This window comes from Nitratireductor sp. J20-h4 (assembly GCF_056780505.1).
Window position 1 is genome coordinate 54,182 of sequence record NZ_CM165557.1, and the last position, 22,703, is coordinate 76,884.

Genomic DNA, 22,703 nt, shown 5'->3' on the forward strand with positions numbered 1-22,703 from the left:
GCCATATTGAGCGGGACCCCAACCACGGAGGCACAGAAAATGTCCATTCGTCCCGTGAAGCAGATCACCCGGGCCCAGCCGACCGTCGAGGGCGCCGGCGTCAGGCTCGACCGCGCCTTCGGCTTCGGCGATCCCAAGCTCGCCGATCCGTTCCTGCTGTTCGACGATTTCCGCAACGAGCGGCCGGAGGACTACCAAGCCGGTTTCCCCTGGCATCCGCATCGCGGCATCGAGACCATCACCTATGTACTGGCCGGTTCCGTGGACCACGCCGACAGTCTCGGCAATGCCGGCTCGCTCGGCGCCGGCGACGTGCAATGGATGACGGCCGGCAGCGGCATCCTGCACCAGGAAATGCCGCAGGGCGACCAGGCCGGGCGCATGCACGGCTTCCAGCTCTGGGCCAATCTGCCGTCGAGCCACAAGATGACGCAGCCGCGCTACCAGGACGTCAAGGCAGCCGAGATACCCGAGATCGTCGACGATGACGGCACCCGGGTGCGTGTCGTGGTCGGCGAATTCTGGGGCAAGAGCGGGCCCGTCGACGGCATCGCGGCCGATCCACAATATCTCGACGTGTGGGTGCCGCCCGGCAAACGCAAGGTATTGCCCGTCGACACCTATCGCAGCGCCTTCGCCTATATCTTCGAGGGCTCCGGGACCTTCCGCGACGCTTCAAGGCCGTTTGGCGTGCTGCTGGAGAAGGAGGTCGACGGCCGCGAGGTCCATCTGCGCGACATGAGCGGCGACCGCACGCTGGTCGTGTTCGACACCGGCGACGAGGTGGTGGTGCAGGCGGGCGAAAACGGCATCCGTTTCCTGCTGGTTTCCGGCAGGCCGATCCGTGAGCCGGTCGCCTGGCACGGACCGATCGTGATGAATACGCGCGCCGAACTGATGCAGGCCTTTTCCGAACTCAATGCCGGCACCTTCATCCGCGACGGCGCGGCGCGCTGACCGGGCCCGTCGTGAGGCCGGCGCGAGGGCCGGCCTCTTGTCTTGCGGTTGGCGAGCGCTCGCTCAGGCGGCCGGCTGCTTGGTCTTGCGCAGATAGGGCAGAACCGTATCGAAGGCGCCGAACTTCTGCTTCGCCGCTTCGTCGCCGACCGAGGTCGGAATGATGACGTCATCGCCGACATTCCAGTTGGCCGGCGTGGCGATGGTGTGCTTGGCCGCCGTCTGCAGCGCGTCGAGTGCCCGCAGCACCTCGGCGAAGTTGCGGCCGACATTCATCGGATAGGTCATCGACAGCTTGAGCTGCTTGTCGGGGCCGATGATGAACACCGAGCGCACGGTGGCGCTGTCATTGGGCGTGCGGCCGTCCGGCAGATAGGCTTCCGCCGGCAGCATGTCGAACGCCTTGGAAACCTGGAGGCCCTCATCGGCGATGATCGGGAATTTGGCCTGCGCGCCGCCGACCTTCTCGATGTCGCCCTTCCATTTCTTGTGGTCCTCGACGCCGTCGACCGAAATGCCGATCACCTTGGTGCCGCGCTTGGCCCACTCGTCGTCGAGCTGCGCGACCGCGCCGAATTCCGTGGTGCAGACCGGCGTGAAGTCTTTCGGGTGGGAAAACAGGATCGCCCAGCTGTCGCCGATCCAGTCATGCAGCTTGAACGTGCCCTGATCGGTTTCGACGGTGAGATTGGGGATCGTGTCGTTGATGCGCAAACCCATGGCGGTCTCCTTGCTGTTCGTCCGGATCGCATGTCCGGGTGCTTATGTCGGTGCGATCATAGCCGAATTCAAAGCCGATTCGAGCAAATGGACCGCGCATTTCGTCGCGGCCGGGAATGAAACGGTTCCAAACGGGGCGAAAACGGAATGCCGTTCCGGTCTCTGGCGCCGATGCGACGTCCGCTCCGCGCGTCCCCGTCAGTAGGAAAAGACCTCTTGTAGACCCCGGAACCCCTTGAATGCGGTTTCGCCGGCGAGCCGGGGCGGGCGGCACAGGTGCTGCGCCGTCACGGCCGAGGCGACGCGCCGGACCGACAGCGTGCCGGCCGCAGCAAGCAGCCGGGCGGCGTAGTTGACCGGCCGGCCGATCGCGGTGAAATCGAGCCGGTTGGCGCCGCCAATATTGCCGTAGTGGAACCGGCCGGCATGGATTGCCGAGCGGAAGCTGGCCGTCTTGCCGACCGCGCTGCCGGCAAGCGTCCTCTCGCTGTCGAGCACCGCCTCGCTGGCCGCCTTTACGGCGCGGGCAAGCTCCCGTTTGCCGCCATAGGGGAAGATCGCAAAAAACCCGTCGCCGAGAAATTTCAGGATCTCTCCGCCACGCTCTTCGACCGGCGGCACGATGATGTCGAAAGCGTCGTTGAGCAGGGCAACGATCTGCGGTCCCGAGTGGCGGTTGGACAATGCCGTGAAGCCGATCAGGTCGGTGAACAGGATAACCGCCTCGATCACCTCGCCGTCGCCGCGATGCACCTTTCCCGACAGCACCTGTCCACCACTGTTGCGGCCGACATAGGCCGACAGGATCGCGGCTGCGTTCAGGCGCAGGAGATAGGCCTCGACCAATCGTGTCAGCGGCCCGCGCACGGACGCCACCGCCGCCAGCATGTCGTCGGAAAATCCGTCCGGGGCCTTGGTCGAAAAGGTCGCCGAATGGGTTTCGCCGGTCGTGAAGATCAGCGGATGGGCGACGTAGTCGGTAAACCCTTCCGCCGCCAGTTCGCCGAGAATGGTGAATTCGGTCAGCGATTCGCGATCGGTCAGCTTGCGACGAATGGAAATCTGGTCGCGTGTGACCCGCGGCAGCGGGTTGCTGAGGTAGTCATTCGTGGAGAACAGGCCGAGCCCGCCCTCGCGCAGGTCGACCCCCGCTTCCGGCGTCCAGGTGAAGCGCCGGCCGGCCACGTTGGGATGCAGCGTGTTGATGAACAGCGCGAAGCGGCCGATCGGCACGCCGGCCGCCGTCAGGTCCCGGCAGAAGCGGTCGATGATCACACGCGCATCCGCGCTCGGCCGCGCCCCGCCGATCATCCAGGCGTTCAGATCGTCGATGATACGACGCTCGACCATGGTGCCCTTTCCGAACCCCGCGCGTGTCGCGCCCGGCAAGCATAAGGGCGTGCGCCGGCGTCTGTCAGCGCAAGATTTCGTGTGCCAGTCCGGCCCCGTCTCATACCGCGATCAGATCCCGGCAGATCCGCGGGGTCCTCGAAACTCGCCGCTACGCCGCGTCCCGGACCTGGTAATCCTTGACCGCGTCGAACCGGACCGCCTTCCAGCGTTCGGCCTCGTAATTGAGTCCGAATTCGTGTGGCGCGAGAAAGACCGGATCCCCGTCGAGGTCGCGGGCGATGTCGCCGCGATGCGTATCGATGAAGCGCTGCAAGTCGTCCTTGTCGGCGGTGATCCACCGACAGACCGAGAACCGCGCCGTCTCGAAATCCACCGGCAGTGAATATTCGACTTCCAGACGCACTTTCAGCACGTCGAGCTGCAGCGCGCCGACAACACCGACGATCGCCGGCGAGCCGTCCTCGGGCAGGAACAGCTGCACCACGCCTTCCTCGGCCATCTGCTGCAGCGCTTCGCGAAGCTTCTTGGCCTTCATCGGGTCGCCGAGCCGCACCCGGCGCAGGATTTCGGGCGCGAAGTTGGGCACGCCGCGGAAATAGATCTCTTCGCCTTCCGTCAGCGTGTCGCCGATCCTCAGCGTGCCGTGATTGGGGATGCCGACCACGTCGCCGGCATAGGCCTCGTCGGCGGTGACGCGCGTCTTGGCGAAGAAGAACTGCGGCGCAGACAGGCTCATCGGCTTGCCGGTTCTGACCAGCTTGGCCTTCATGCCGCGCGTGAGCTTGCCCGAACAGACCCGCACGAAGGCGATCCGGTCGCGATGGTTGGGATCCATATTGGCCTGGATCTTGAACACGAACGAGGTCATCTTCGGCTCGCTCGCCTCGACCCTGCGCGTATCGGCCTCCTGGGCGCGCGGTTGCGGGGCGAACGCCCCCAGCGCCTCGATCAGGTCGCGCACGCCGTAATTCCTGAGCGCGGAGCCGAAATAGACCGGTGTCAGGTGACCCTCGCGAAAAGCCGCCAGGTCGAACGGCCGGCAGGCGCCGCGTGCGAGTTCCAGTTCCTCGATGAAATCGGCGCGCTCGTTTTCCGGAAGCAGGCCGGCCACGCGGTTGGAGTCCGGCCCGTTGACCGGCACGCGCTCGACCTGGTCGTCGCCGCGCCGGACGGCGTTGTCGGCGAGGTGGTAGGTGCCGGAAAATGTCTTGCCGCGCCCGATCGGCCAGGTCACCGGCGCGGTGTCGAGCGCGAGCTTGGCCTCGATCTCGTCGAGAATCTCGAACGGGTCGCGCGTCTCGCGGTCCATCTTGTTGACGAACGTGACGATCGGGATGTCGCGCAGCCGGCACACTTCGAACAGTTTCAGCGTGCGCGGCTCGATTCCCTTGGCCGCGTCGATCACCATGACGGCCGAATCCACCGCCGTCAGCGTGCGATAGGTGTCGTCGGCGAAATCCTCGTGGCCCGGCGTGTCGAGCAGGTTGAAGACATGGTCGCCATATTCGAAGGTCATCACCGAGGTGACGACTGAAATTCCGCGCTCGCGCTCGATCTTCATCCAGTCCGAGCGTGTCTGGATCTTGTCCTTCTTGGCCTTCACCTCGCCGGCGAGCTGGATCGCACCGCCGAACAACAGCAGCTTTTCCGTCAGCGTGGTCTTGCCCGCGTCCGGATGGGAAATGATCGCGAAGGTCCGGCGGCGCGCAACCGCCTTGTCGAGTGTCTCTGCCATGTCGAGGATGTCCGTTGAATGGCGGGCTTATAACGGCGCCGGCCGCGGCTGTCGAACGGGAATTGTCTGGCGCGCGGCGGTTCCGGTCCGGTTGCGGCTCACGCCTATTCGAACCCGCATGGCCAGGTCCGCGGCGCCGTCAATCCCTGCGGGAGCACGGTTGCCGCATCGCCGCAGGCAATGTCGACCTGCTCCTGCCGCAATCCGGTCGCCGCGCCGAGATCGACGCCCTCGAACCGGGTCAGGAACAGGAACGCGCCGGCGAAATCGACCGGACCTTCCATCGTCGAGCCCCGGAAATCCGCCCGCGAGAGATTGGCGAGCGCGAAGCTGTTGTTTGCCAGGACCGATCCGGAAAACTCGGCTCGGCCGAGCTCGGCCTTCTGGAAATCCGCGCTCTTCAGCCGCGCATCGATGAACCGGCTGCGCTGCAGTTCGGCGCTGGCGAAAGACGCGTTTTCGCCGGCGAGTCCCGACAGGTCGCTGCGATAGGCTTCCACCTTGCCGAAATTGGCTTTTTCGGCGCTGGCGCCGGCGAGCGAAGCACGCAACAGCGTCGCCTTTTCAAGGTTAGCCGAATCCAGACGGGCGCCGCGCAGATCGGTTTCGCTGAAATCCGTGTCGACGAGCGAGGCGCCTTCCAGATTGGCAGCTTTCAGGATCAGATTGCTCTTGTTGCAGCCGCGCCAGTCGATGCCGGGCTCTGGCGCGCTGCGGCACTCGGCGGCTTCGGCCGCCCCGGCGGAAAACGCGAGAGCGACGGCCAGTCCGGCCAGCCGCACCGGCCCCGGGCGCCGACGGTTTCGCTTCGTAGGCATGGTGGTTCGTGTTTGCGCCAAGGTTTGCGCCTGCTCCCGCATCGGTGCTCCCCGACCTTACTATAGCAAGCTTCGAGTGGTCGCAAAGCGTATCGGCTCTTCGTCGGCAAACATGGTGGGGAGGTCTGCTTATTGTTTGTGCACTGACGGTTGACAGCATCACCGTTTGACAGTTGGATGATGGCAGTGGGGACAACAATCCTATCGGGAGGATGATGGCTGAGGGGAGGACCCGGCTTGTCGTCGTTGGGGGCGGGACGGCCGGATGGATCGCGGCGCTGATGCTTCAGCGTCACGCCGCGAGCACCAACAGAGCGATCGACATCGTGGTGGTCGAATCGAGCCGCATTCCGACGATCGGCGTGGGGGAGGGCACAACCGCGGTCTTTCGTCAGGTGCTGATGGATCTGGGCATCGACGAAACCGACTTCGTGCGCAGGACCGGCGCGACCGTCAAATTCGGCATCCGACACAAGGATTGGCGCCGCAAGGGCCATTGCTATGACGGGCCGATCGACGATCCCAATCTTCTGGCGTTGTCGCGGCGGCTCATGCCCGGCGAGCAGCAGTCGATGCTGCACATCTATGCCGTCGCAACCGGCCGCAGCGTTGCCGATATCCATTTATTCGGCGAACTCATGCAGCGCCGGAAATCGCCCTTCGGCCTCGATGGCGACGAGCTCGTCCCGGCCGGGCCGTTTCAGCACGCCTTCCATTTCGACCAGGCCAAGGTCGGCGCCTATCTGCGCGAGATCACCGCCGGCGTGGAACTGATCGACGCCGAGGTCGCCGATCTGCGCCGCAATGCCGAGACCGGCACTATCGAGGCGCTGGTGATGAGTGACGGCACCGAGCTCGTCGGCGATTTTTTTGTCGACTGCACCGGTTTCCGGCGCAAGCTGATCGGCGAGGGCATGGGGGCGCGGTGGATATCCTATCAGGATCACCTGCCGGTGAACCGCGCCATGCCGTTCTGGCTCGACCATGACGAGACGGAAGACATCGCCCCCTTCACCCTGGCCTGGGCGCAGGAGGCGGGCTGGATGTGGGCGGTCCCCACCCAGGAGCGTATCGGCTGTGGCTACGTCTATTCCGACGCGTTTACCACGCCCGACGAGGCCAAGTGTGAGATCGAACGCGCGCTCGGACGCGAGATCGAACCGCGCGCCGATCTGCGTTTCGACAGCGGCCGCCTCGACCGCGCCTGGATCGGCAATTGCCTGGCGCTCGGCCTGTCGTCGAGCTTTCTGGAACCGCTGGAGGCGACCTCGATCCACGGCACGATCGTCCAGCTGATGCTGTTCACCCGCTTCTTTTTCGACAAGGCCTGTAGCGCCGACGACACGATGCGGCAACGTTACAATGACGCCGTGTCACGCCAGCTCGGCGATTTCCGCGACTTCATCAACCTGCATTATGTCGGCGAGCGCGACGAACCGTTCTGGCGCCACGCCCGTGGCGAGTGCATGAACCAGGCCACCCGCGACATGCTTGCCTTCTGCGCCGAAAACATGCCGCGCCGCGCCGATTTCCAGCCTTTTCCCGGCGACCTGCCCCACATCAACGAACAGCTCTTTTATCCGGTGCTCGACGGGCTCGGTCATCTGCAGCGCGCCGTGGCCAAGTCCGAGATGGCCGCCAGTCCGAAAGTGCGCGCCCATGCCCGCAAGGCGACCGACGCCCATGTGCGCGATTACAAGAAGGCGGCCGGCAACTGCCTCGGCCACCGACACTATCTTGAACTCGTGGCCGAAGGAGCCGTCAGCTTCCGCTGGCAGTAGCGTCGCCGATCTGGCGCGCACGGGGCCGGCCGGCCTCCGGCCTGCTCGCGCCTCTGTCGTGCGTGCGCTCGAACAGCTCGCGCACGATCCGGCTGGCCGTGGTTTGAAAGGCGAAGGGCAGGAGGGCGTGGCCCAGCGCGGCGAGCGCTGCCAGCGCCAGGCGCCCGGCAAACCACAATGCGAACGCCATATGGCCGAAATAGGTTTCGTCGACCGAGGCCGGGTGGTCGGTGAACAGTTTTGCCAGTCGTGTCGGCATGCGTAACCTCCTGCTTGTGTCGCCACGAGCAGCGACGGCCTGGAATTCACCAACAGAATAATCTCGCTGCCCGACGAAAAAATCTCAAAATAGTATCGAAGAATGAAGATGCGTGAGACAATCATCCCGTCATGACGCTTGAACTTGATGCAATTGACCGGAGAATTCTGGCCGAGCTCCAGCGCGATGCGAGCTTATCCGCCGAACAGCTCTCGCAGCGTGTCGGCCTGTCGCGCAATGCATGCTGGCGGCGGGTGCGCATGCTGGAGGAGAGCGGCGTCATCGCCGGGCGGGTCGCGCTGCTCGACCCGGAGAAACTCGGCTATGGCCTGTCCGTCTTCATGCTGATCCGCACGTCGAGCCACGAGCCGCACTGGCTGGAGACGTTCCGCGCCGCGGTGACGTCGCTGCCCGAGATCACCGGGATCTACCGCATGTCGGGCGATCTCGACTATGTGTTGCGGGCTCGGGTCGCCGACATGAAGGCCTATGACAGGCTCTACCAGCGTCTGATCGCCAAGGTGCCACTGTCGGACTGCTCGGCGTCCTTCGTCATGGAGGAGATTCGCGAGACGACCGCGCTGCCCGTCCAGCAGCGTTGAGTTGCGGCGCGTGGATGCACGACGGCACTTGCGTGCCTGTCGCCGTGCGCGCACACTTTGCCGGCCCAGACACCGGTGATGCATGTCCGTCAGCGCCAAGGCCGTTTCGGTCTCCATCCTCGTCGTCGCCGAAATGGCCGGGATGAGCCTGTGGTTCGTCTCCGCCGCCATCCTGCCCGACATGGCGCGCGACGGGGCGATTTCCGACACCCGTCAGGCATTGTTGTCGAGCGGCGTGCAGGCCGGGTTCGTGCTCGGTGCGCTCGCCATCGCGATTTCGGGCCTTGCCGACCGGCTCGACCCGCGACGGGTTTTTGCCGTCTGCGCGCTCGCTGCCGCGCTTGCCAATCTGACCCTTCTTATCCTGCCGCCCGGCGGCAACGGCATGATCGCCGCGCGCGTCGTCACCGGCGCGCTTCTGGCCGGCGTGTACCCGGTCGGCATGAAGATCGCCGTCGGCTGGGGCCTGCGCGACAGGGGCCTGCTTGTCGGCTTGCTGGTCGGCGCGCTCACCGTCGGCAAGGCGATGCCCTATCTCGCCGCCTATCTCGGCGGTACCGCCTGGCGCCCGACGGTCGCGCTGCTCTCGCTCGTTGCCGCCGCGGGCGGAGTTCTGGTGCTGGCCGCCGGTCTCGGGCCGCACCATGCCCGCGCACCACGTTTCGATCCCGGCGCCATCCGGCTAGCCTGGACGCATCCGCGCATCCGGCGGGCCTATCTGGGCTATTTCGGCCATATGTGGGAGCTGTTTTCGATGTGGGCCTGGGTCGGCGCGGCGCTGACCGTCTCCTACGCCGTATCGATGGACACATTCGCCGCCGAGAGCCTGGCCAAGCTGAGCACGTTTGTTGCGATCGCGCTCGGAGCTTTGTTCTGCGTGCCGGCCGGATGGTATGCGGACCGTTTCGGCAAGGCCGAAATCACCATAATCGCCATGGCTGTCAGCGGCGCCGCTGCTTTGTTGACCGCTTTGACTTTCGGCGGCCCGCCCTGGCTCAGCTTCGCGCTGGTCGCGCTCTGGGGCATCGCCGTGATCCCCGATTCGGCGCAGTTTTCGGCCATCGTCGCCGACAATGCGCCGCCCGAACTCGTCGGCAGCCTGATGACCTTCCAGACCGCGCTCGGCTTCACCTTGACGATCGCCACCGTCCAGCTCACGCCGCTGGCGGCCGAGGCGTTCGGCTGGCCGGCGGTGCTGGCCGGGCTTGCCCTTGGACCCGCGGTCGGGATCGTGGCGATGCTGCCGCTGCGTCGGCGCGGCACGAGCGACATGTCTTAAGCCGGTTTTTTGCCGCGCCGCGCCCGTATGCGGAAACCGGGCCGTTGACCGCGCGCGCGGCGTCCGGCAAAGGAACGCCATGATCACCGCTCTCGGCATTATCCGCCTGCCGCACGCCGCCGGCCTCGACCGTCCCGCCTATGCCAGTGCCGGCGCCGCCGGGCTGGATCTGCGCGCGGCCGTTCCCGAGGACCGCCAGGTCATCATCCTGCCGGGGCGGCGCGCCCTGGTGCCGACCGGCTTTATCTTCGAGATTCCCGACGGCTATGAGGGGCAGGTGCGGCCGCGCTCGGGCCTGGCGCTGAAGAACGGCATCACCTGCCTGAATACGCCCGGCACGATCGACAGCGACTATCGCGGTGAGGTGCAGGTTCTGCTCGTCAATCTCGGTGAGGAGGATTTCGCGGTCACCCGCGGCCTTCGCATTGCCCAACTGGTGCTGGCGCCGGTTTCGCGCCTGCCGCTCGAGGAGCGTGAGCAAGCGGCGGCGACCGTGCGCGGCGCCGGCGGCTTCGGTTCCACCGGGACGAGGTGATGACGCCGCCCGGCTCGTGCTGTTCGATTGCGACGGGGTGCTGGTCGACACCGAGACGATCGCCAATCGCCGTCTGGTCGAATTGTTCAACGAGGCGGGTTTCGCCACCGATTACGACTATTGCCGGCGCCATTTTTCCGGCCGCTCGCTGACATCGGTTCAAGAAGAGATCGAGGCGTCCGGCGTCAGCCTCGGCGCCGATTTCGTCGACCGCTGGAACGAGGGCCTGCCGGCGCTGTTTGCCGGCCGGGTCGAGGCTATCCCGCATGTCAGGCAGGCCGTCGAGGCGGTGCGCGACGCGGGCATTGCCTATTGCGTGGCGACCTCGGCGCGCATTTCCAAGATGCACATCACGCTCGGCGCGACCGGGCTTATGCCGCTGTTCGAACACGCGTTGTTTTCCGCCACCATGGTCGCGCGCGGCAAGCCGGCGCCCGACCTGTTCCTGCATGCGGCCGCGGCGATGGGGCATCCGCCCGAGACCGCGATCGTCGTGGAGGATTCGGTGCCCGGCACCCGGGCCGGCACGGCGGCGGGCATGACGGTGCTGTCTTATGCCGGCGATCCGATGGCCGATCGCGACGGGCTGCGTGAAGCCGGCGGCATCCTGTTCGACGACATGCGCGACCTGCCCGCCCTGATCGGCCTTTGAACGACGGCGCCGGGCGCCGCCTTCGTGCCGTTCGGGTTTGTCAGCAGGTTCGGCCTGGACCAAGCGTCTCGACTTTGCAGGCGGCGGGTCGTCGGCATAGCATTTCGCCGCGCCATATCCCACGGGAGGAAGAATGATGGACAAGGGCAGAATTTTTCGCGCGCTGCACGAGGCGCCCGCGCCATTTATCATCCCCAACCCGTGGGATGTTGGGACGGCGCGGTTTTTAGCCTCGCTCGGCTTTACCGCGCTCGCCACCACCAGCGCGGGCTATGCGTTTTCGCGCGGCCGGCCGGATGGGGCGATCCCGTTTGACGACATGATCGGCCATTGTCGCGAGATCGTCGCGTCGAGCGACCTGCCTGTTTCCGCCGATCTCGAGCACGGCAAGGGCGACAGTCCCGACAGCGCGGCCGAAACCATCTTCGCCGCCGCTGCCGCGGGGCTCGCCGGCTGCTCGATCGAGGATTCGACCGGCGATCCCGACCGTCCGATCTACGCGTTTTCGCTCGCCGTCGAGCGTGTCGCGGCCGCCGTCGAGGCGGCGCGCTCGCTCGGCCACGATTTCGTCTTCACCGCCCGGGCGGAGAATTTCTTGTGGGGCATCCGCGATCTCGACGACACGATCAGGCGGCTCCAGGCGTTTGAAAAAGCCGGTGCCGACGTGCTTTATGCGCCGGCTCTGGCCGATATCGAAACGGTCCGCGCGGTGTGCGCGGCGGTGTCGCGGCCAGTCAATGTTCTCGCCATGCCGGGCCTGTCGGTCGCCGAACTGGCCGAGGCGGGCGTGAAGCGCATTTCGCTGGGCTCCAAACTCACCATGGCCGCCTTCGGCGCGGTCGAAGCCGCCGCGCGCGAAATGCTGGACGAAGGCAGTTTCGAATTCTCCCGCCGCGGGCCATCGTTCGCGACGCTGCAGAAGCTGTTTTCCGCCGACTGAGCGCGGTTCGCGCCGTCACCGGCCAGGCGAGACCGGCACCCGGCCGCCGGGAGCCGGCATCCGTGTTGCCCGTCTGCCGCCTGTCCGGTTGCGGCCTGTCAGAGCCGGCGCAGCACCAGCACGGTCTCGCCGGCCGGGTTCTTCAGCGTCAGCCGCGAGCCGCGCAACGTCACCCGGCTTGCCGCGCCAAGCGCCTGCGTGAAGGAGCGCTCGACATTCATCGCCGCCCGGTCCGGGCACATCATCTTGGTCTGCATCGGGGCGCTCGAGCGCCAGGCGTCGCCGTGCTGGACGATCGTTGCGGTGATCGTGTTGCAGCCGGCCCTGGCGCGCAGGGCGCCGCCGGCGCCGATGTCGACGCGGGTTGCCTGCGACAGGGCCTGGTCGAGCCTCACCAGATGGCCGGTCTGCGAAGCCGCCACCTGCTCGATGCGCCAGGCGCCGCGCACCGCCTCCGAGACGCCCGCGCGGGCTTGTTCGCCCTGCGGCTCAACCGCGCGCGCCGGCACGATGTCGAAGATCTCCCAGCCGCGCGGCTTGCCCGTTGATACCGCGGCAAGCCGCGAGCCCGGGCCGACGCCGGCGCGTACCAGCTTGCCGTTCTGGACCGATTTGAGCGCGTGCGCGCTGCCGCCGAGCGCCATGAGGCGAAACCGTTCCCAGCCGCGTGCATGCGGGCTGCCGGTTGCCAGAAACGTGCCGCCGCCCACGCCGGCGCGTATATAGGTATTGTCGGCCACGACGCGGAACGCGACCGTCCGGCCGTCGAGGCGCTGCATGTCGAGCCGCAAGGCACGGTCGGCGCTGCCGGCCGAGGCGGCAAGCAGCCCATTGGCGACGGTGACGTATTTGCCGCTTTGTTTGGAGCGCAGCAGCACTTCCTCGGCGCTGGCGGTCTGGCCGCCAAAAGCAATAAGGGCCGCGGCAATGGCGACAAGGCGGGTCAATTTGGTCAAAATGAGTCTCCCCCGGATTGGCAATCGCTGAACGATGATGCACCCATACTGACATTGTTGATCTGAACGCCTATTGAAACCGGCGTTCAGCCGAGGTTCACGTTCCGGCCGACCGGCCGCCATTCTCGCGCGATGGAGTTTCGATGTCAGAACCGTTGAAGGTTGTCGACATGCATACCGGCGGCGAGCCGGTGCGCATCGTCACCGCTGGATACCCGCCTTTGCCCGCCGGCACGATCCTGCACAAGCGCGCCTATGTGCGCGACAATCTCGATCATCTGCGCCGGATCCTGATGTTCGAGCCGCGCGGCCATATCGACATGTACGGTGCGCTGCTGGTCGAACCGGACCTGCCGGGCGCGGACCTCGCCGTGCTTTTCATGCACAATGAGGGATATTCGACCATGTGCGGCCATGCCGTCATCGCGCTGGGACGGTATGCCGTCGACCAAGGGCTGGTGCCGGCCGACGGACCCGTCGCCACCGTCAATATCGAATGTCCATGCGGCATGGTCGAGGCCACGGTTGAGATCATCGACGGCCGGGCGGGCGCGGTATCCTTCCGAAGCGTGCCGTCCTTTGCCTTTGCCGCCGGCCGTTCGGTCGACCTGCCCGGATTCGGCCCGGTCGGCTTCGACATCGCCTATGGCGGTGCCTTCTACGCCCTGGCGGAGGCGGACCGGTTCGGTCTCGCATTCGGCCGCGATCCCGTGCGTGCCTTCGTCGATGCCGCGAGCGCGCTGACGGCAGCGGTCAAGCGCGCGCATCCGCTCGCCCATCCCGACCACGACGATCTCGCCTTTCTCTACGGGTCGATCCTGACCGATGGCGGCGACGGGGCGGGCGCTGCGACGAAAAATATCTGCGTTTTCGCCGATGCCCAGGTCGACCGCTCGCCGACCGGGTCGGGCGTTACCGCGCGGATGGCGGCCATGCATGCCGCCGGCGCAGTTGGTCTCGGCGAGCCCCGGTCGTTCGAAAGCATCACCGGTGCTGTTTTTACCGCCTGCGTCGAGCGGCAGGTCGACATCGGCGCCCGCCGCGGCGTCGAGGTCCGGGTCTCTGGTCGTGCCTATTATTGCGGCCGCGCCGAGTTCTCCGTCGAGCCGGACGATCCGCTCGGCGGTGGCTTTTTGGTGCGCTGAGCCGGCGGCAGCCAGCGGCCGGGCGACGGCGCTGGCCCATAGAAAAATCCGCCGTTCGCCGCGGCAAGTGTGATATCGGCTCGCGCAGCACAACGGAGCCGACCCATGACGATCGCGGGTTTCATCGCTTACGCCGGCGCGCTTGCCATCGCCGCATCCATTCCCGGCCCGGGCATCACCGCCCTGGTCGCCCGGGCGCTCGGTTCGGGTTTTCGTCCGGCATTGTTCATGAGCTTCGGGCTGATCCTGGGCGATCTGACCTATCTGACCGCCGTCGTGCTCGGCCTTGCCGTGGTCGCGCAGAGTTTCGGGCTGGTCTTCCTGGTCGTCAAATGGGCCGGTGCGGCCTATCTCGCCTGGCTGGCCTATCGTTTCTGGACGGCCGGCATCGTGGCGGAGACGGTGACCGCAGACGCAGGGCGGGGCGGTCTGACGGCGAGTTTCGTCTCCGGCGTCACGATCACGCTCGGCAATCCCAAGACGATGATCTTTTACCTCGCCATCACGCCGACCGTCATCGATCTCGCCGCGGTTTCGGCGAGCGACTACGCCGTGCTGGCGGGGTTGACGGCGCTGGTGCTGATCGTCGTGCTGGTGCCCTATCTGGCGCTCGCCGCTCATGCCCGTACGCTGTTCGCGCGCCCGGCCGCCTTGCGGCTTCTCAACCGGACGGCGGCGACCTTTCTCGGCGGGGCCGCCGCGACGATCGCCATGCGCGGCTGACCGGTCGCACGGCGTTCCGTTTCCAACATCGTGTCTCTGCACCGCCCGATGCGGGCGCTTCGCGCCATGGTTGAAAATCCCGCTTGACGGACAGCGCGGGCGGGCGCACAAGCGAATCCTCTCCGATGACGAATAGAGGATGGTCGCGGGCATGAGCGCGTGGGGCTTCCTGCAATTGTGTGTGTCGACGGCGGTCTTTCTCGCCGCCGCCAGTGTCGCCAAAACCTGGACATTGACGCCGTCGACCGGCCGGCTGGTGCTGACCCTTGCGCTCTACACGCTCGGCAATCTGATCATGCTGCGCCTGATCCGCGATTTCGGCATGGGCGTGGCGCTCAGCCTGTCTGCCGTCATCCAGCTCGTGGCCGTCAATTTCGTCGCCTTCGCCTGGTTCGGCGAGCGCATGAATGCCGTTCAGGGCAGCGGCATCGCCTTCGCCGTCCTTGCCGTGACGCTGGTTTCCCTCGGCCCCTATTTCACCGGCCGCTGACGCATCTTGCGCTTCTGCGGCACGGCGTCGCCGTTTTTTGCGCCATTGCGACCCAATGAGACGATCCTCAACCCGCCGCGGCGCCTTCGCCTGCTGCTTATCCATGCATATTGATGTTTTAAACATCATTATGTATAGAGAAACAATTATCAATGTGGGATAAGAGCGGAGCGTGATCACAGCAGCTCAGATGAAGGCCGCGCGCGCGCTTGCCGGCATCGATCAAAAGACGCTTGCCGAGCGGGCGGGGGTTTCGCTGCCGACCATTCAGCGCATGGAGGCCTCCGAGGGGGTGGTGCGCGGGGTGGTCGACACGCTGGTCAAGGTGATCCAGGCGCTGAACGAGGCCGGCGTCGAGTTGATCGGCGATCACCAGCCCAGCACGGAGGGCGGTCGCGGCGTGCGCCTGAAGGAGCCGGGCAGCTAGTGCGCTACGGCGAAGGCAGGTTCCCGGCTTTTGCGACACGGTCCCAGCGGTCGGCGGGGCCGACGGTTGCTTGCTGCGACGGCATGATGACCGGGCCCCGTCCTGCGCCTCGTCTTGTCCGCATGTGGCGCGGCGGCTTCGCCGTGCCTGAACCGGAGTGATGTAAACGTGCAGTCCTCGATTCCCCACAGCGCCCAGCCGGTCGCGGCCGGGTTTCGCGAGCTCTTCACGCCCAAGCTGATCACGGTTCTGCGCGAGGGATACGGCCTGGCCGGGCTACGCGCCGACGCTGTTGCCGGCCTGACGGTTGCCATCGTCGCGCTGCCGCTGTCGATGGCGATCGCCATCGCCTCCGGCGTTTCTCCCGAACGCGGCCTGTTCACCGCGATCGTCGGCGGTTTCTTGGTGTCGGCGCTCGGCGGCAGCCGTTTCCAGGTCGGCGGCCCGGCCGGCGCGTTCATCGTTCTGGTGGCCGCCACGGTCGAGCGCCACGGCGTCGACGGGCTGTTGCTGGCGACGCTGATTGCCGGCCTGTTCCTGATCGCGATCGGCTTGTTGCGGCTCGGCACCTACATCAAATTCATCCCCTATCCGGTCACGGTCGGCTTCACCGCCGGCATCGCCGTCATCATTTTCGCCAGCCAGTTGCGCGATCTGTTCGGGCTCGCCCTGCCGGGCAAGGAGCCGGGGCCGCTGATCGACAAGCTGCCGGTGCTGTGGGCCGCGGCCGAAACGGTCAGCCCGGCCTCGTTTGCCATCGCCGTCTTGACCGTCGCCGTGATCGCCGGAACCAAGCGTTTGCGGCCCGGCTGGCCCGGCATGCTGATCGCCATCGTTTTGGCGGCTGTGGCGGTGGCCGTGTTCTCCTTGCCGGTCGAGACGGTCGGCGACCGTTTCGGCGACATTCCGCGCATGCCGCCGGCGCCTGCACTGCCTTCTTTCAGTTCCGACAAGCTGGTCGCGGTGCTGCCGGACGCCGCCGCCTTTGCGCTGCTGGGGGCGATCGAATCGCTGTTGTCGGCGGTCGTCGCCGACGGCATGACCGGCCGGCGGCACCGCTCCAATTGCGAACTCGTCGCGCAAGGCGTCGCCAATATCGGCTCGGCCCTGTTCGGCGGTATCTGCGTCACCGGAACGATCGCACGCACGGCCACCAATGTGCGCGCCGGGGCGCACGGTCCGGTCGCGGGTATGCTGCACGCCCTGTTCCTGCTCGCCTTCATGCTGCTTGCCGCGCCGCTGGCGCGCTATATCCCGCTGGCCGCGCTGGCCGGGTTGCTCGCCTTCGTGGCCTGGAACATGGTCGAGCGTCATGCGATCGCCGCCATCGTCCGCACCTCCAGCGGCGACGCGCTGGTCCTCGGCGTGACCTTTCTGCTCGTGGTGTTCCGCGACCTGAGCGAGGGCATTCTCGTCGGTTTCGCGCTCGGCGCGCTCCTGTTCTTGAACCGCATGGCCAAGTCGATCGCGGTCGAGGCGCACATGCCGTTTGTCGAGGACGATGTCGCCGATAGCGTCAATGGCGACCGCGCCGCCTACGACGCCGCCGAGGGCAGTTCGCCCGAGACCGTAGTCTATCGCATCTCCGGCGCCTTCTTCTTCGGCTCGGCCGCCACCGTCGGCGCCGTGCTCGACCGTATCGCCGACCAGCGCCGGAACTTCATCCTCGACTGCTCCGCCGTGCCCGTTCTCGACACGACGGCGGCCAATGTGATCGCCGGCGTTGCGCGCAAGGCGCATCGCGCCGGCATTCGCTTCGTCATCGCCGGCGCCGCGCCGCCCGTGCGGCGCATGCTGCAGCGCCAGGGCGCGCGCCGGCCGCATGCCGTGTACGCGGCGAGCCTTAAGGATGCGCGCGCGCTCTTGTCAGATGGCTGAGGCGGACGGCAGTGGCTCCACGGCCGAACAGGCGGCGAGTTCGAGGCGGAACCGGTCGATCATCCACGCGGTTGCCGGCCCGGGCATGCGCGAGACATGGTGGAGCGCGATCAGGGTGAAAGCGCGCTCGGGATAGGCGTCGATCGAAAGCCGCACCAGGCGTCCGGCGTCGAGGTCCGCGCTTACCGTCGAAATCGGCAACCCGCCCCAGCCGAGCCCGGCCAGGATCAACGCATATTTGACCCCCATGTCGGTCATGCGCCAGTTGCGGAACGACAGGACGCCGAAATTTCTGCCGCGGGTGTAATCGGTGGGATCGGTTATGACGAGCTGCGTCTGTTCGCGGACCAGTTCGATCGGCACCGGCGGCGCGGCGAGCGCCAGCGGGTGGCCTGGCGCCGCGACCGGAATCATCGAGGTGGAGCCGACGCGCGCGCGCACCACCCGCCCGTCCATATTGGTCACCTGGCCGCCGGCGATGCCCAGCGTCGCCTCCTGGCGCACGATCTGGTCGTGCACCATGCCGAGCGCGCCGACATTAAGCCGGACACCGACGGTCGGAAACGTCTCGCCGAAGGCGCCGAGCACGCGGGCGAGCGCCTGGGTCGGCACGGTGGCGTCGACGGCGAGCACGAGTTCGGGCTCCAGCCCGCTCTTCAGCCCGCCCGCCCTGGCGCGCATTCCCTCCAGTCCGGTGAGGATGCGCCGCGCATCCTCAAGCAGAACCGCGCCCGCTTCCGTCAGGCTTGGCAGACGGGTGCCGGCGCGTTCGAACAGCCTGACCTCGAGCTGGGCTTCCAGATTGGCGATCGCGTAGCTGACCACCGATTGCGAGCGGTTGAGCCGGCGCGCGGCGGCGGAAAAGCCGCCGGTTTCGGCGACGGCCACGAAGACCTCGAGCTGGTCGAGAGTGGGATGGGCTTCCATCTAAGAATCCGATAAGTTTCATGCATATTTTCGCAGTTTTTTTGATGAGTACAAGGGGCCATTTAGGGAACGAGCAAGGAGCGGCCCAGCACCCGCATTCCAGTCGAACCCAAGGAGAGCCTCATGTCCTCGATATTGCTTGTCACCGCCAGCCCGCGCGGCGACCTGTCCCTGTCCAGCCGCGCCGCCAGGACCGTGGCCGATGCGCTGGCGCGCCGGAAGCCTGGTGCGCGCATCGTTCATCGCGACCTCGCCGCCGCGCCGCTGCCGCATATCGATCAGGATTTCGCCGTCGCGGTGAAGACCCCGGCCGAAAAGCTGACCGCCGCGCAGGCCAAACTCCTCGCCGCCTCCGACGCGGCGACCGACGAACTGCTCGCCGCCGATGCCGTGGTGATCGCCACCGGCATGATCAATTTCTCGATCGCCTCGACGCTGAAATCCTGGTTCGACCATGTCGCGCGGGCGCATCGCACCTTCCGCTACACGGCCGAGGGGCCGCAGGGGCTCGCCGGCGGCAAGAAGGCCTATGTGGTGATCGCCTCGTCGGGCAGCTATACCGATGGCGGCCCGGCCGCCGCGATGGATCATGCCCGGCCCTATCTGAAATCGATGCTCGGCTTTTTCGGCATTACCGATATCGAGTTCGTCGACATCGAGGGTGTCGGCCTGGGCATCGAGCCGGACGCCGTGATTGTCGAGCGCGCCCTCGGCAAGGTTTCCGCCGTCGATCTGGCCGCCGCCGCCTGACGGGGAGACCCCGATAGGCGGGCGCCGCCGGCCGAAGTCTGGACAGCCGACCTGCCGGACACGCTCGCGGCACCAAAGCCTTCGCCTCGTTCCGACCGGGCTGCCTTGCCGAGCGCGGGGCGGCCCGGTCGCGTTCGGTGGCGCGCGGCCGCTGCCGGGTCAGCCCAAGCCCGCCGCCGGCCTTGCCTGATCGGTGTCGGTCGCGCTGTCGGGCGCGCCGTCGGCGGCGGGCGCGTCGTTCGCCCTGGTGTCGAGCCAGCGCAGGCGTTTGTAGTCAAAGCCGAAGACGAGCGTCGGTTTGACGATTTCGAAATAGGGCGACAGGTCGAAATCGCGCGGCGTGAACAGCGAATGGTGCCGGATCGACATGATCTCGCGGCGCGAGAACCGCGATTGCGCCGTCATCTGGCCGGGCGCGCGGGTGATGCGCGGCAGAATCGGATAGCGCACCTGCTGATAGGCCTGGGCGATCAGCGACGAGCAGATCGCGCGCGTCGGTTCGCCCGAGCCGAAGGCGATCATGCGCCGGCGCCAGCGCACCGGCACAGGCGGCGTCGGGAAGAAATAGCGCAACAGGTCGAAAATGTTCTTGGTGTCGTATTTGAGACCGATACGCTCGACCATAAAGGCCACGACCGCGTCGCGATCCTCCGGCGTCAGTCCGCTCGGCCTGCAGATACGCGTGTTGTAGGTGCGGTATTTCGACAGTGGAACCGCCACGCAGCCTTCGCCGAGATTGACCTCGATCAGCCGTGCTCGCTCGGCGCCGTTCCCGGGATCGGGCAGGGCGTCGCCGATATAGAGCGCGGCGTGGCTCCAGGTCGACTGGGTCAGATATTTGATCGCCGCGGATATGCGCTGATTGCCTTCCACCAGCAAAATGTCGCCGGCCCTGAGCGTGCGCCGGAGCGTTTCGGGATCGGACGGGGTGTAGGGCTCGTAGCCCGAGGATTCACTGCGCAGCCGGTCGGCCAGAAACCGTCCGATCCGGTCGAGCATCGTGTCGGGGGCTTCGCTCATCGTTCCTCCTTGTCGGAAATATGGACTGCGCGGCCGCCGAGTTGAAGAACCTCTTGCTCACGCGTTCGGCAAGAGACGATCTGGCGCGCCTGATAGCAGGCGTGCCGCCCGGAGCAAAGAAAACCGTCTTGCTACTTGCAATTAATCAATCGATTGATTAAATAAGAGCGTATGACCAGGCCGATTGATCCGCATAGCCAGGGCGCCAGTTCGCCCGCTTCCGCCGACCAGACGCGGCTCGCTCTCGTGCATGCGGGCTTGAGGCTGTTCGGCGCCAAAGGCTTCGACGGCGCCTCGACGCGCGAGATCGCCGCCGCCGCCCAGGCCAATATCGGCTCCATCGCCTATCATTTCGGCGGCAAGGAGGGCCTGCGCGCCGCCTGTGCCGACCACATCGTGGCCACCATCGAGCATATCGCCGCGCAGGCGCTAGACGGCTTTTCGGGCGACGTGGAGGACGCGGTGTCGCCGGCGGACGCGCGCGCGGCCTTCGCCGGAGCTCTGGAGCGCATGGTGAGTTTCGTCGTCGCGCGGCCCGAAGCCGGCGCGATCGTGCAGTTCGTCCTGCGTGAACTCGCCCATCCCACCGCCGCGCTCGACCGTATCTATTCCGGCGTTTTCGAGCCGACCCATCGCCGGCTGTGCCAGCTGTGGCAGCACGCCACCGGCGAGCCGGCCGAATGCGACCAAACCAAGATCACCGTCTTCACCCTGATCGGACAGGTGGTCTATTTCCGCATCGGCCGTGAAGCGGTCATGCGGCGCATGGGCTGGGCCGAGATCGGCCCGAACGAGGCCGCCGCCATCAGCGCGATCGCGCGCGGCAATCTCGACGCCATCTTCGCCGCGCATGGAAAGCCGTCATGATGGACCTTGTCTGCGCGATTCCCTACGCGGCGCTGCTGTTTTCCGCCTGCGCGGCGCCGCCGCCGCTCGCCGTCGGTTATGTCGAGGGCGAATATGTGCTGCTTGCCCCGATCGAGACGGCGCAACTGCGCACCGTGCCGGTGCGTCGCGGCGAGCATGTGGCGTCGGGCCATACCGTCGCGGTGCTGGAGGATGCCGACGCCAGAAGCGCCGTCGCCGAGGCCGAGGCCGCGCTCGCCCGCGCCGAGGCCCAACTCGCCGATCTGAGGCAGGCAAGGCGCCCGCAGGAAATCGCCGTGCTGGAGGCGGCGGTGCGCTCCGCCGAGGCGCAGCGTCGCGAGGCCGAGCGGGTTCTCGTCCGTATCGAGGATCTGTTCGAACGCGGCATCGCCACCCAATCGCGGCTCGACGAGGCGCGCACCGCGGTCGAGGTCGCCGAGGCCGCCCTCAACCAGGCGCAGGCCAATCTCGAGGTCGCCCGCCTGCCGGCGCGCGCCGAGGCGATCCGCGCCGCCGAACATGCCGTCGGCCAGGCGCGCGCCATGCTGGTCACCGCGCGCTGGCGGCTTTCGGAACGCACGCTCGCCGCGCCGGCCGTTGGCCGCGTCGACGATATTATCCGGTTCCCCGGCGACATGGCCGGCCCGGCCGCGCCGGTGATCTCGTTCCTGCCCGACGGCGCGGTCAAGCTGAAGCTCTATCTGCCCGAACCCGCCTTCGCCGCGCTTGCCGTCGGCGATCGGCTTGCGGTCCATTGCGACGGCTGCCCCGACGGGCTGGCGGCGCGCGTCTCCTATGTCTCGCCCGAGCCGGAATTCACGCCGCCGGTGATCTACTCGCTCGAGACCCGTCAGAAGCTCGTCTATCTGGTCGAGGCGCGGCCGGAGGCCGGCGCCACGCGGCTCAAGCCGGGCCAGATCGTCGATGTCTCGCTGCCGGAAACCGGCGCCGGGGACTGAGATGAACGCGATCGATGTTCACGGCCTGGTCAAACGCTTCGGCGACAAGACGGTGGTCGACAATGTCAGCATGCAGGTCGCGCCGGGTGAGATCGTCGGTTTCCTCGGTCCGAACGGGTCGGGCAAGACCACCACCATCCGGATCATGTGCGGACTGTTGACGCCCGACGCCGGCTCCGGGCGCGTGCTTGGCTACGACCTTCTGACCGAAAGCCTGAAGATCAAGCGCGAGGTCGGCTACATGACGCAGAAATTCTCCTTCTACGAGGATTTGACCATCGCCGAGAACCTCGAATTCGTCGCCCGGCTCTACCGGCTGAAGCCGGTCGCGACCCATGTCGCCGACACGCTTGCCGATCTTGGCATGACCTCGCGCCGCAACCAGCTCGCCGGCACGTTGTCGGGCGGCTGGAAGCAGCGCCTGGCGCTCGCGGCCTGCATCATGCATCAACCCAAGCTGCTTTTGCTCGACGAGCCGACCGCCGGCGTCGATCCCAAGGCCCGTCGCGAGTTCTGGGACGAGATCCACCGGCTCGCCCGCGACGGTCTGACCGTGCTCGTTTCCACCCATTATATGGACGAGGCCGAGCGCTGCCACCGCATCGCCTATATCTCCTACGGTCGGATGCTGACGACCGGCTCGGTCGCCGACGTCGTCGCCAATGCCGGCCTTGTGACCTACATCGTCTCCGGCCCGGGCCTCGCCGGCATCGCGGCCGCGCTGGAGAGCCGCGACGGCGTCGAGCAGGTCGCGCCCTTCGGCGCCACGCTGCATGTCGTCGGCTCCGACCGGCAAGAACTCGAGGCGGCGCTTTCCGATATCGCCGCCCGCGACGGCGTTACCGTGGCGCCGGGCGAGACCAGTCTGGAGGACGTCTTCATCCAGTTCATGGCCGGCTCGACGGACAATATGGCATGAGCTCCGGACCA

General features: G+C 66.7%; 24 protein-coding genes. 16 read left to right on the forward strand and 8 right to left on the reverse strand.

The window, feature by feature from the left end; all coding sequences use genetic code 11:
- The first annotated feature begins 39 nt into the window (after positions 1–39).
- The gene (locus ACT2B0_RS00275) at positions 40–957 is read left to right on the forward strand and encodes a pirin family protein (RefSeq protein WP_473460368.1); all 918 of its coding nucleotides are present in this window, start codon (positions 40–42) and stop codon (positions 955–957) included.
- A gap of 63 nt (positions 958–1,020) precedes the next feature.
- Here ACT2B0_RS00275 and ACT2B0_RS00280 read toward each other — a convergent pair whose 3' ends face one another.
- From ACT2B0_RS00280 to ACT2B0_RS00295, 4 genes are all read right to left on the reverse strand, one after another.
- A complete protein-coding gene (locus ACT2B0_RS00280) occupies positions 1,021–1,677 on the reverse strand; it encodes a peroxiredoxin (RefSeq protein WP_473460370.1) in 657 nt (218 codons plus the stop codon).
- Positions 1,678–1,875: 198 nt separating this feature from the next.
- Positions 1,876–3,027 (reverse strand): adenylate/guanylate cyclase domain-containing protein, encoded by a 1,152-nt coding sequence (locus tag ACT2B0_RS00285; protein WP_473460372.1) that lies wholly within the window; start codon positions 3,025–3,027, stop codon positions 1,876–1,878.
- Positions 3,028–3,178: 151 nt separating this feature from the next.
- Positions 3,179–4,765, reverse strand: coding sequence for a peptide chain release factor 3 (locus ACT2B0_RS00290; protein WP_473460374.1), 1,587 nt, complete (start codon positions 4,763–4,765; stop codon positions 3,179–3,181).
- A 104-nt stretch (positions 4,766–4,869) separates the two neighbouring features.
- On the reverse strand, positions 4,870–5,583 hold the full coding sequence (locus ACT2B0_RS00295; protein ID WP_473460376.1) for a pentapeptide repeat-containing protein: 714 nt from the start codon (positions 5,581–5,583) through the stop codon (positions 4,870–4,872).
- Between the two features lie 215 nt (positions 5,584–5,798).
- On the opposite strand from ACT2B0_RS00295, the gene ACT2B0_RS00300 reads away from it, so the two are divergent.
- Complete coding sequence (locus ACT2B0_RS00300; protein WP_473460378.1) at positions 5,799–7,364, forward strand: tryptophan halogenase family protein; 1,566 nt, start codon at positions 5,799–5,801, stop codon at positions 7,362–7,364.
- Here ACT2B0_RS00300 and ACT2B0_RS00305 read toward each other — a convergent pair.
- Positions 7,345–7,623 (reverse strand): DUF6356 family protein, encoded by a 279-nt coding sequence (locus ACT2B0_RS00305; RefSeq protein ID WP_473460380.1) that lies wholly within the window; start codon positions 7,621–7,623, stop codon positions 7,345–7,347. The two genes, ACT2B0_RS00300 and ACT2B0_RS00305, sit on opposite strands and share 20 nt — an antisense overlap.
- 131 nt (positions 7,624–7,754) lie before the next feature.
- Between ACT2B0_RS00305 and ACT2B0_RS00310 the strand changes: the two genes are divergently transcribed.
- From ACT2B0_RS00310 to ACT2B0_RS00330, 5 genes are all read left to right on the forward strand, one after another.
- On the forward strand, positions 7,755–8,225 hold the full coding sequence (locus ACT2B0_RS00310; protein ID WP_473460382.1) for an Lrp/AsnC family transcriptional regulator: 471 nt from the start codon (positions 7,755–7,757) through the stop codon (positions 8,223–8,225).
- Between the two features lie 82 nt (positions 8,226–8,307).
- On the forward strand, positions 8,308–9,504 hold the full coding sequence (locus tag ACT2B0_RS00315) for an MFS transporter (RefSeq protein WP_473460384.1): 1,197 nt from the start codon (positions 8,308–8,310) through the stop codon (positions 9,502–9,504).
- A 79-nt stretch (positions 9,505–9,583) separates the two neighbouring features.
- Positions 9,584–10,039 carry a dUTP diphosphatase gene (dut, locus tag ACT2B0_RS00320; protein ID WP_473460386.1) on the forward strand — a complete coding sequence of 152 codons (456 nt, stop codon included), beginning with the start codon at positions 9,584–9,586 and terminating at the stop codon, positions 10,037–10,039.
- A gap of 16 nt (positions 10,040–10,055) precedes the next feature.
- Positions 10,056–10,691 carry an HAD family hydrolase gene (locus tag ACT2B0_RS00325; protein WP_473460388.1) on the forward strand — a complete coding sequence of 212 codons (636 nt, stop codon included), beginning with the start codon at positions 10,056–10,058 and terminating at the stop codon, positions 10,689–10,691.
- Positions 10,692–10,827: 136 nt separating this feature from the next.
- Positions 10,828–11,631, forward strand: a complete 804-nt coding sequence (locus ACT2B0_RS00330; RefSeq protein WP_473460390.1) for an isocitrate lyase/PEP mutase family protein — start codon at positions 10,828–10,830, stop codon at positions 11,629–11,631.
- Positions 11,632–11,729: 98 nt separating this feature from the next.
- Here the strand turns inward: ACT2B0_RS00330 and ACT2B0_RS00335 are convergent, their stop codons facing one another.
- A complete protein-coding gene (locus ACT2B0_RS00335) occupies positions 11,730–12,587 on the reverse strand; it encodes an META domain-containing protein (RefSeq protein WP_473460392.1) in 858 nt (285 codons plus the stop codon).
- Between the two features lie 143 nt (positions 12,588–12,730).
- Between ACT2B0_RS00335 and ACT2B0_RS00340 the strand changes: the two genes are divergently transcribed.
- From ACT2B0_RS00340 to ACT2B0_RS00360, 5 genes are all read left to right on the forward strand, one after another.
- On the forward strand, positions 12,731–13,732 hold the full coding sequence (locus ACT2B0_RS00340) for a proline racemase family protein (RefSeq protein ID WP_473460393.1): 1,002 nt from the start codon (positions 12,731–12,733) through the stop codon (positions 13,730–13,732).
- 105 nt (positions 13,733–13,837) lie between these two features.
- Positions 13,838–14,455, forward strand: a complete 618-nt coding sequence (locus ACT2B0_RS00345; RefSeq protein WP_473460395.1) for a LysE family translocator — start codon at positions 13,838–13,840, stop codon at positions 14,453–14,455.
- Between the two features lie 151 nt (positions 14,456–14,606).
- Positions 14,607–14,945: a hypothetical protein gene (locus ACT2B0_RS00350; protein ID WP_156713109.1), complete on the forward strand. Its 339-nt coding sequence runs from the start codon at positions 14,607–14,609 to the stop codon at positions 14,943–14,945.
- 172 nt (positions 14,946–15,117) lie between these two features.
- Positions 15,118–15,372 (forward strand): helix-turn-helix domain-containing protein, encoded by a 255-nt coding sequence (locus ACT2B0_RS00355; protein ID WP_106572582.1) that lies wholly within the window; start codon positions 15,118–15,120, stop codon positions 15,370–15,372.
- 168 nt (positions 15,373–15,540) lie between these two features.
- Entirely contained in the window at positions 15,541–17,250 is a 1,710-nt protein-coding gene (locus ACT2B0_RS00360; protein WP_473460397.1) for a SulP family inorganic anion transporter, read from the forward strand.
- Here the strand turns inward: ACT2B0_RS00360 and ACT2B0_RS00365 are convergent.
- The gene (locus ACT2B0_RS00365; RefSeq protein WP_473460399.1) at positions 17,239–18,177 is read right to left on the reverse strand and encodes a LysR family transcriptional regulator; all 939 of its coding nucleotides are present in this window, start codon (positions 18,175–18,177) and stop codon (positions 17,239–17,241) included. The genes ACT2B0_RS00360 and ACT2B0_RS00365 overlap by 12 nt on opposite strands.
- A 123-nt stretch (positions 18,178–18,300) precedes the next feature.
- On the opposite strand from ACT2B0_RS00365, the gene ACT2B0_RS00370 reads away from it, so the two are divergent.
- Entirely contained in the window at positions 18,301–18,927 is a 627-nt protein-coding gene (locus ACT2B0_RS00370; RefSeq protein WP_473460400.1) for an FMN-dependent NADH-azoreductase, read from the forward strand.
- Positions 18,928–19,086: 159 nt separating this feature from the next.
- On the opposite strand, the gene ACT2B0_RS00375 is transcribed toward ACT2B0_RS00370, so the two are convergent.
- Entirely contained in the window at positions 19,087–19,947 is an 861-nt protein-coding gene (locus ACT2B0_RS00375; protein WP_473460401.1) for a YiiX/YebB-like N1pC/P60 family cysteine hydrolase, read from the reverse strand.
- A gap of 171 nt (positions 19,948–20,118) precedes the next feature.
- Between ACT2B0_RS00375 and ACT2B0_RS00380 the strand changes: the two genes are divergently transcribed.
- Genes ACT2B0_RS00380 through ACT2B0_RS00390 form a run of 3 tightly spaced genes read left to right on the forward strand, consistent with a single transcriptional unit; the run spans position 20,119 to position 22,692 of the window.
- Positions 20,119–20,814: a CerR family C-terminal domain-containing protein gene (locus ACT2B0_RS00380; protein WP_473460403.1), complete on the forward strand. Its 696-nt coding sequence runs from the start codon at positions 20,119–20,121 to the stop codon at positions 20,812–20,814.
- Complete coding sequence (locus ACT2B0_RS00385) at positions 20,814–21,773, forward strand: HlyD family secretion protein (RefSeq protein ID WP_473466174.1); 960 nt, start codon at positions 20,814–20,816, stop codon at positions 21,771–21,773. The genes ACT2B0_RS00380 and ACT2B0_RS00385 overlap by 1 nt, the downstream gene beginning before the upstream one ends.
- 1 nt (position 21,774) lies before the next feature.
- Entirely contained in the window at positions 21,775–22,692 is a 918-nt protein-coding gene (locus ACT2B0_RS00390; RefSeq protein WP_473460405.1) for an ABC transporter ATP-binding protein, read from the forward strand.
- The last annotated feature ends 11 nt before the right edge of the window (positions 22,693–22,703 follow it).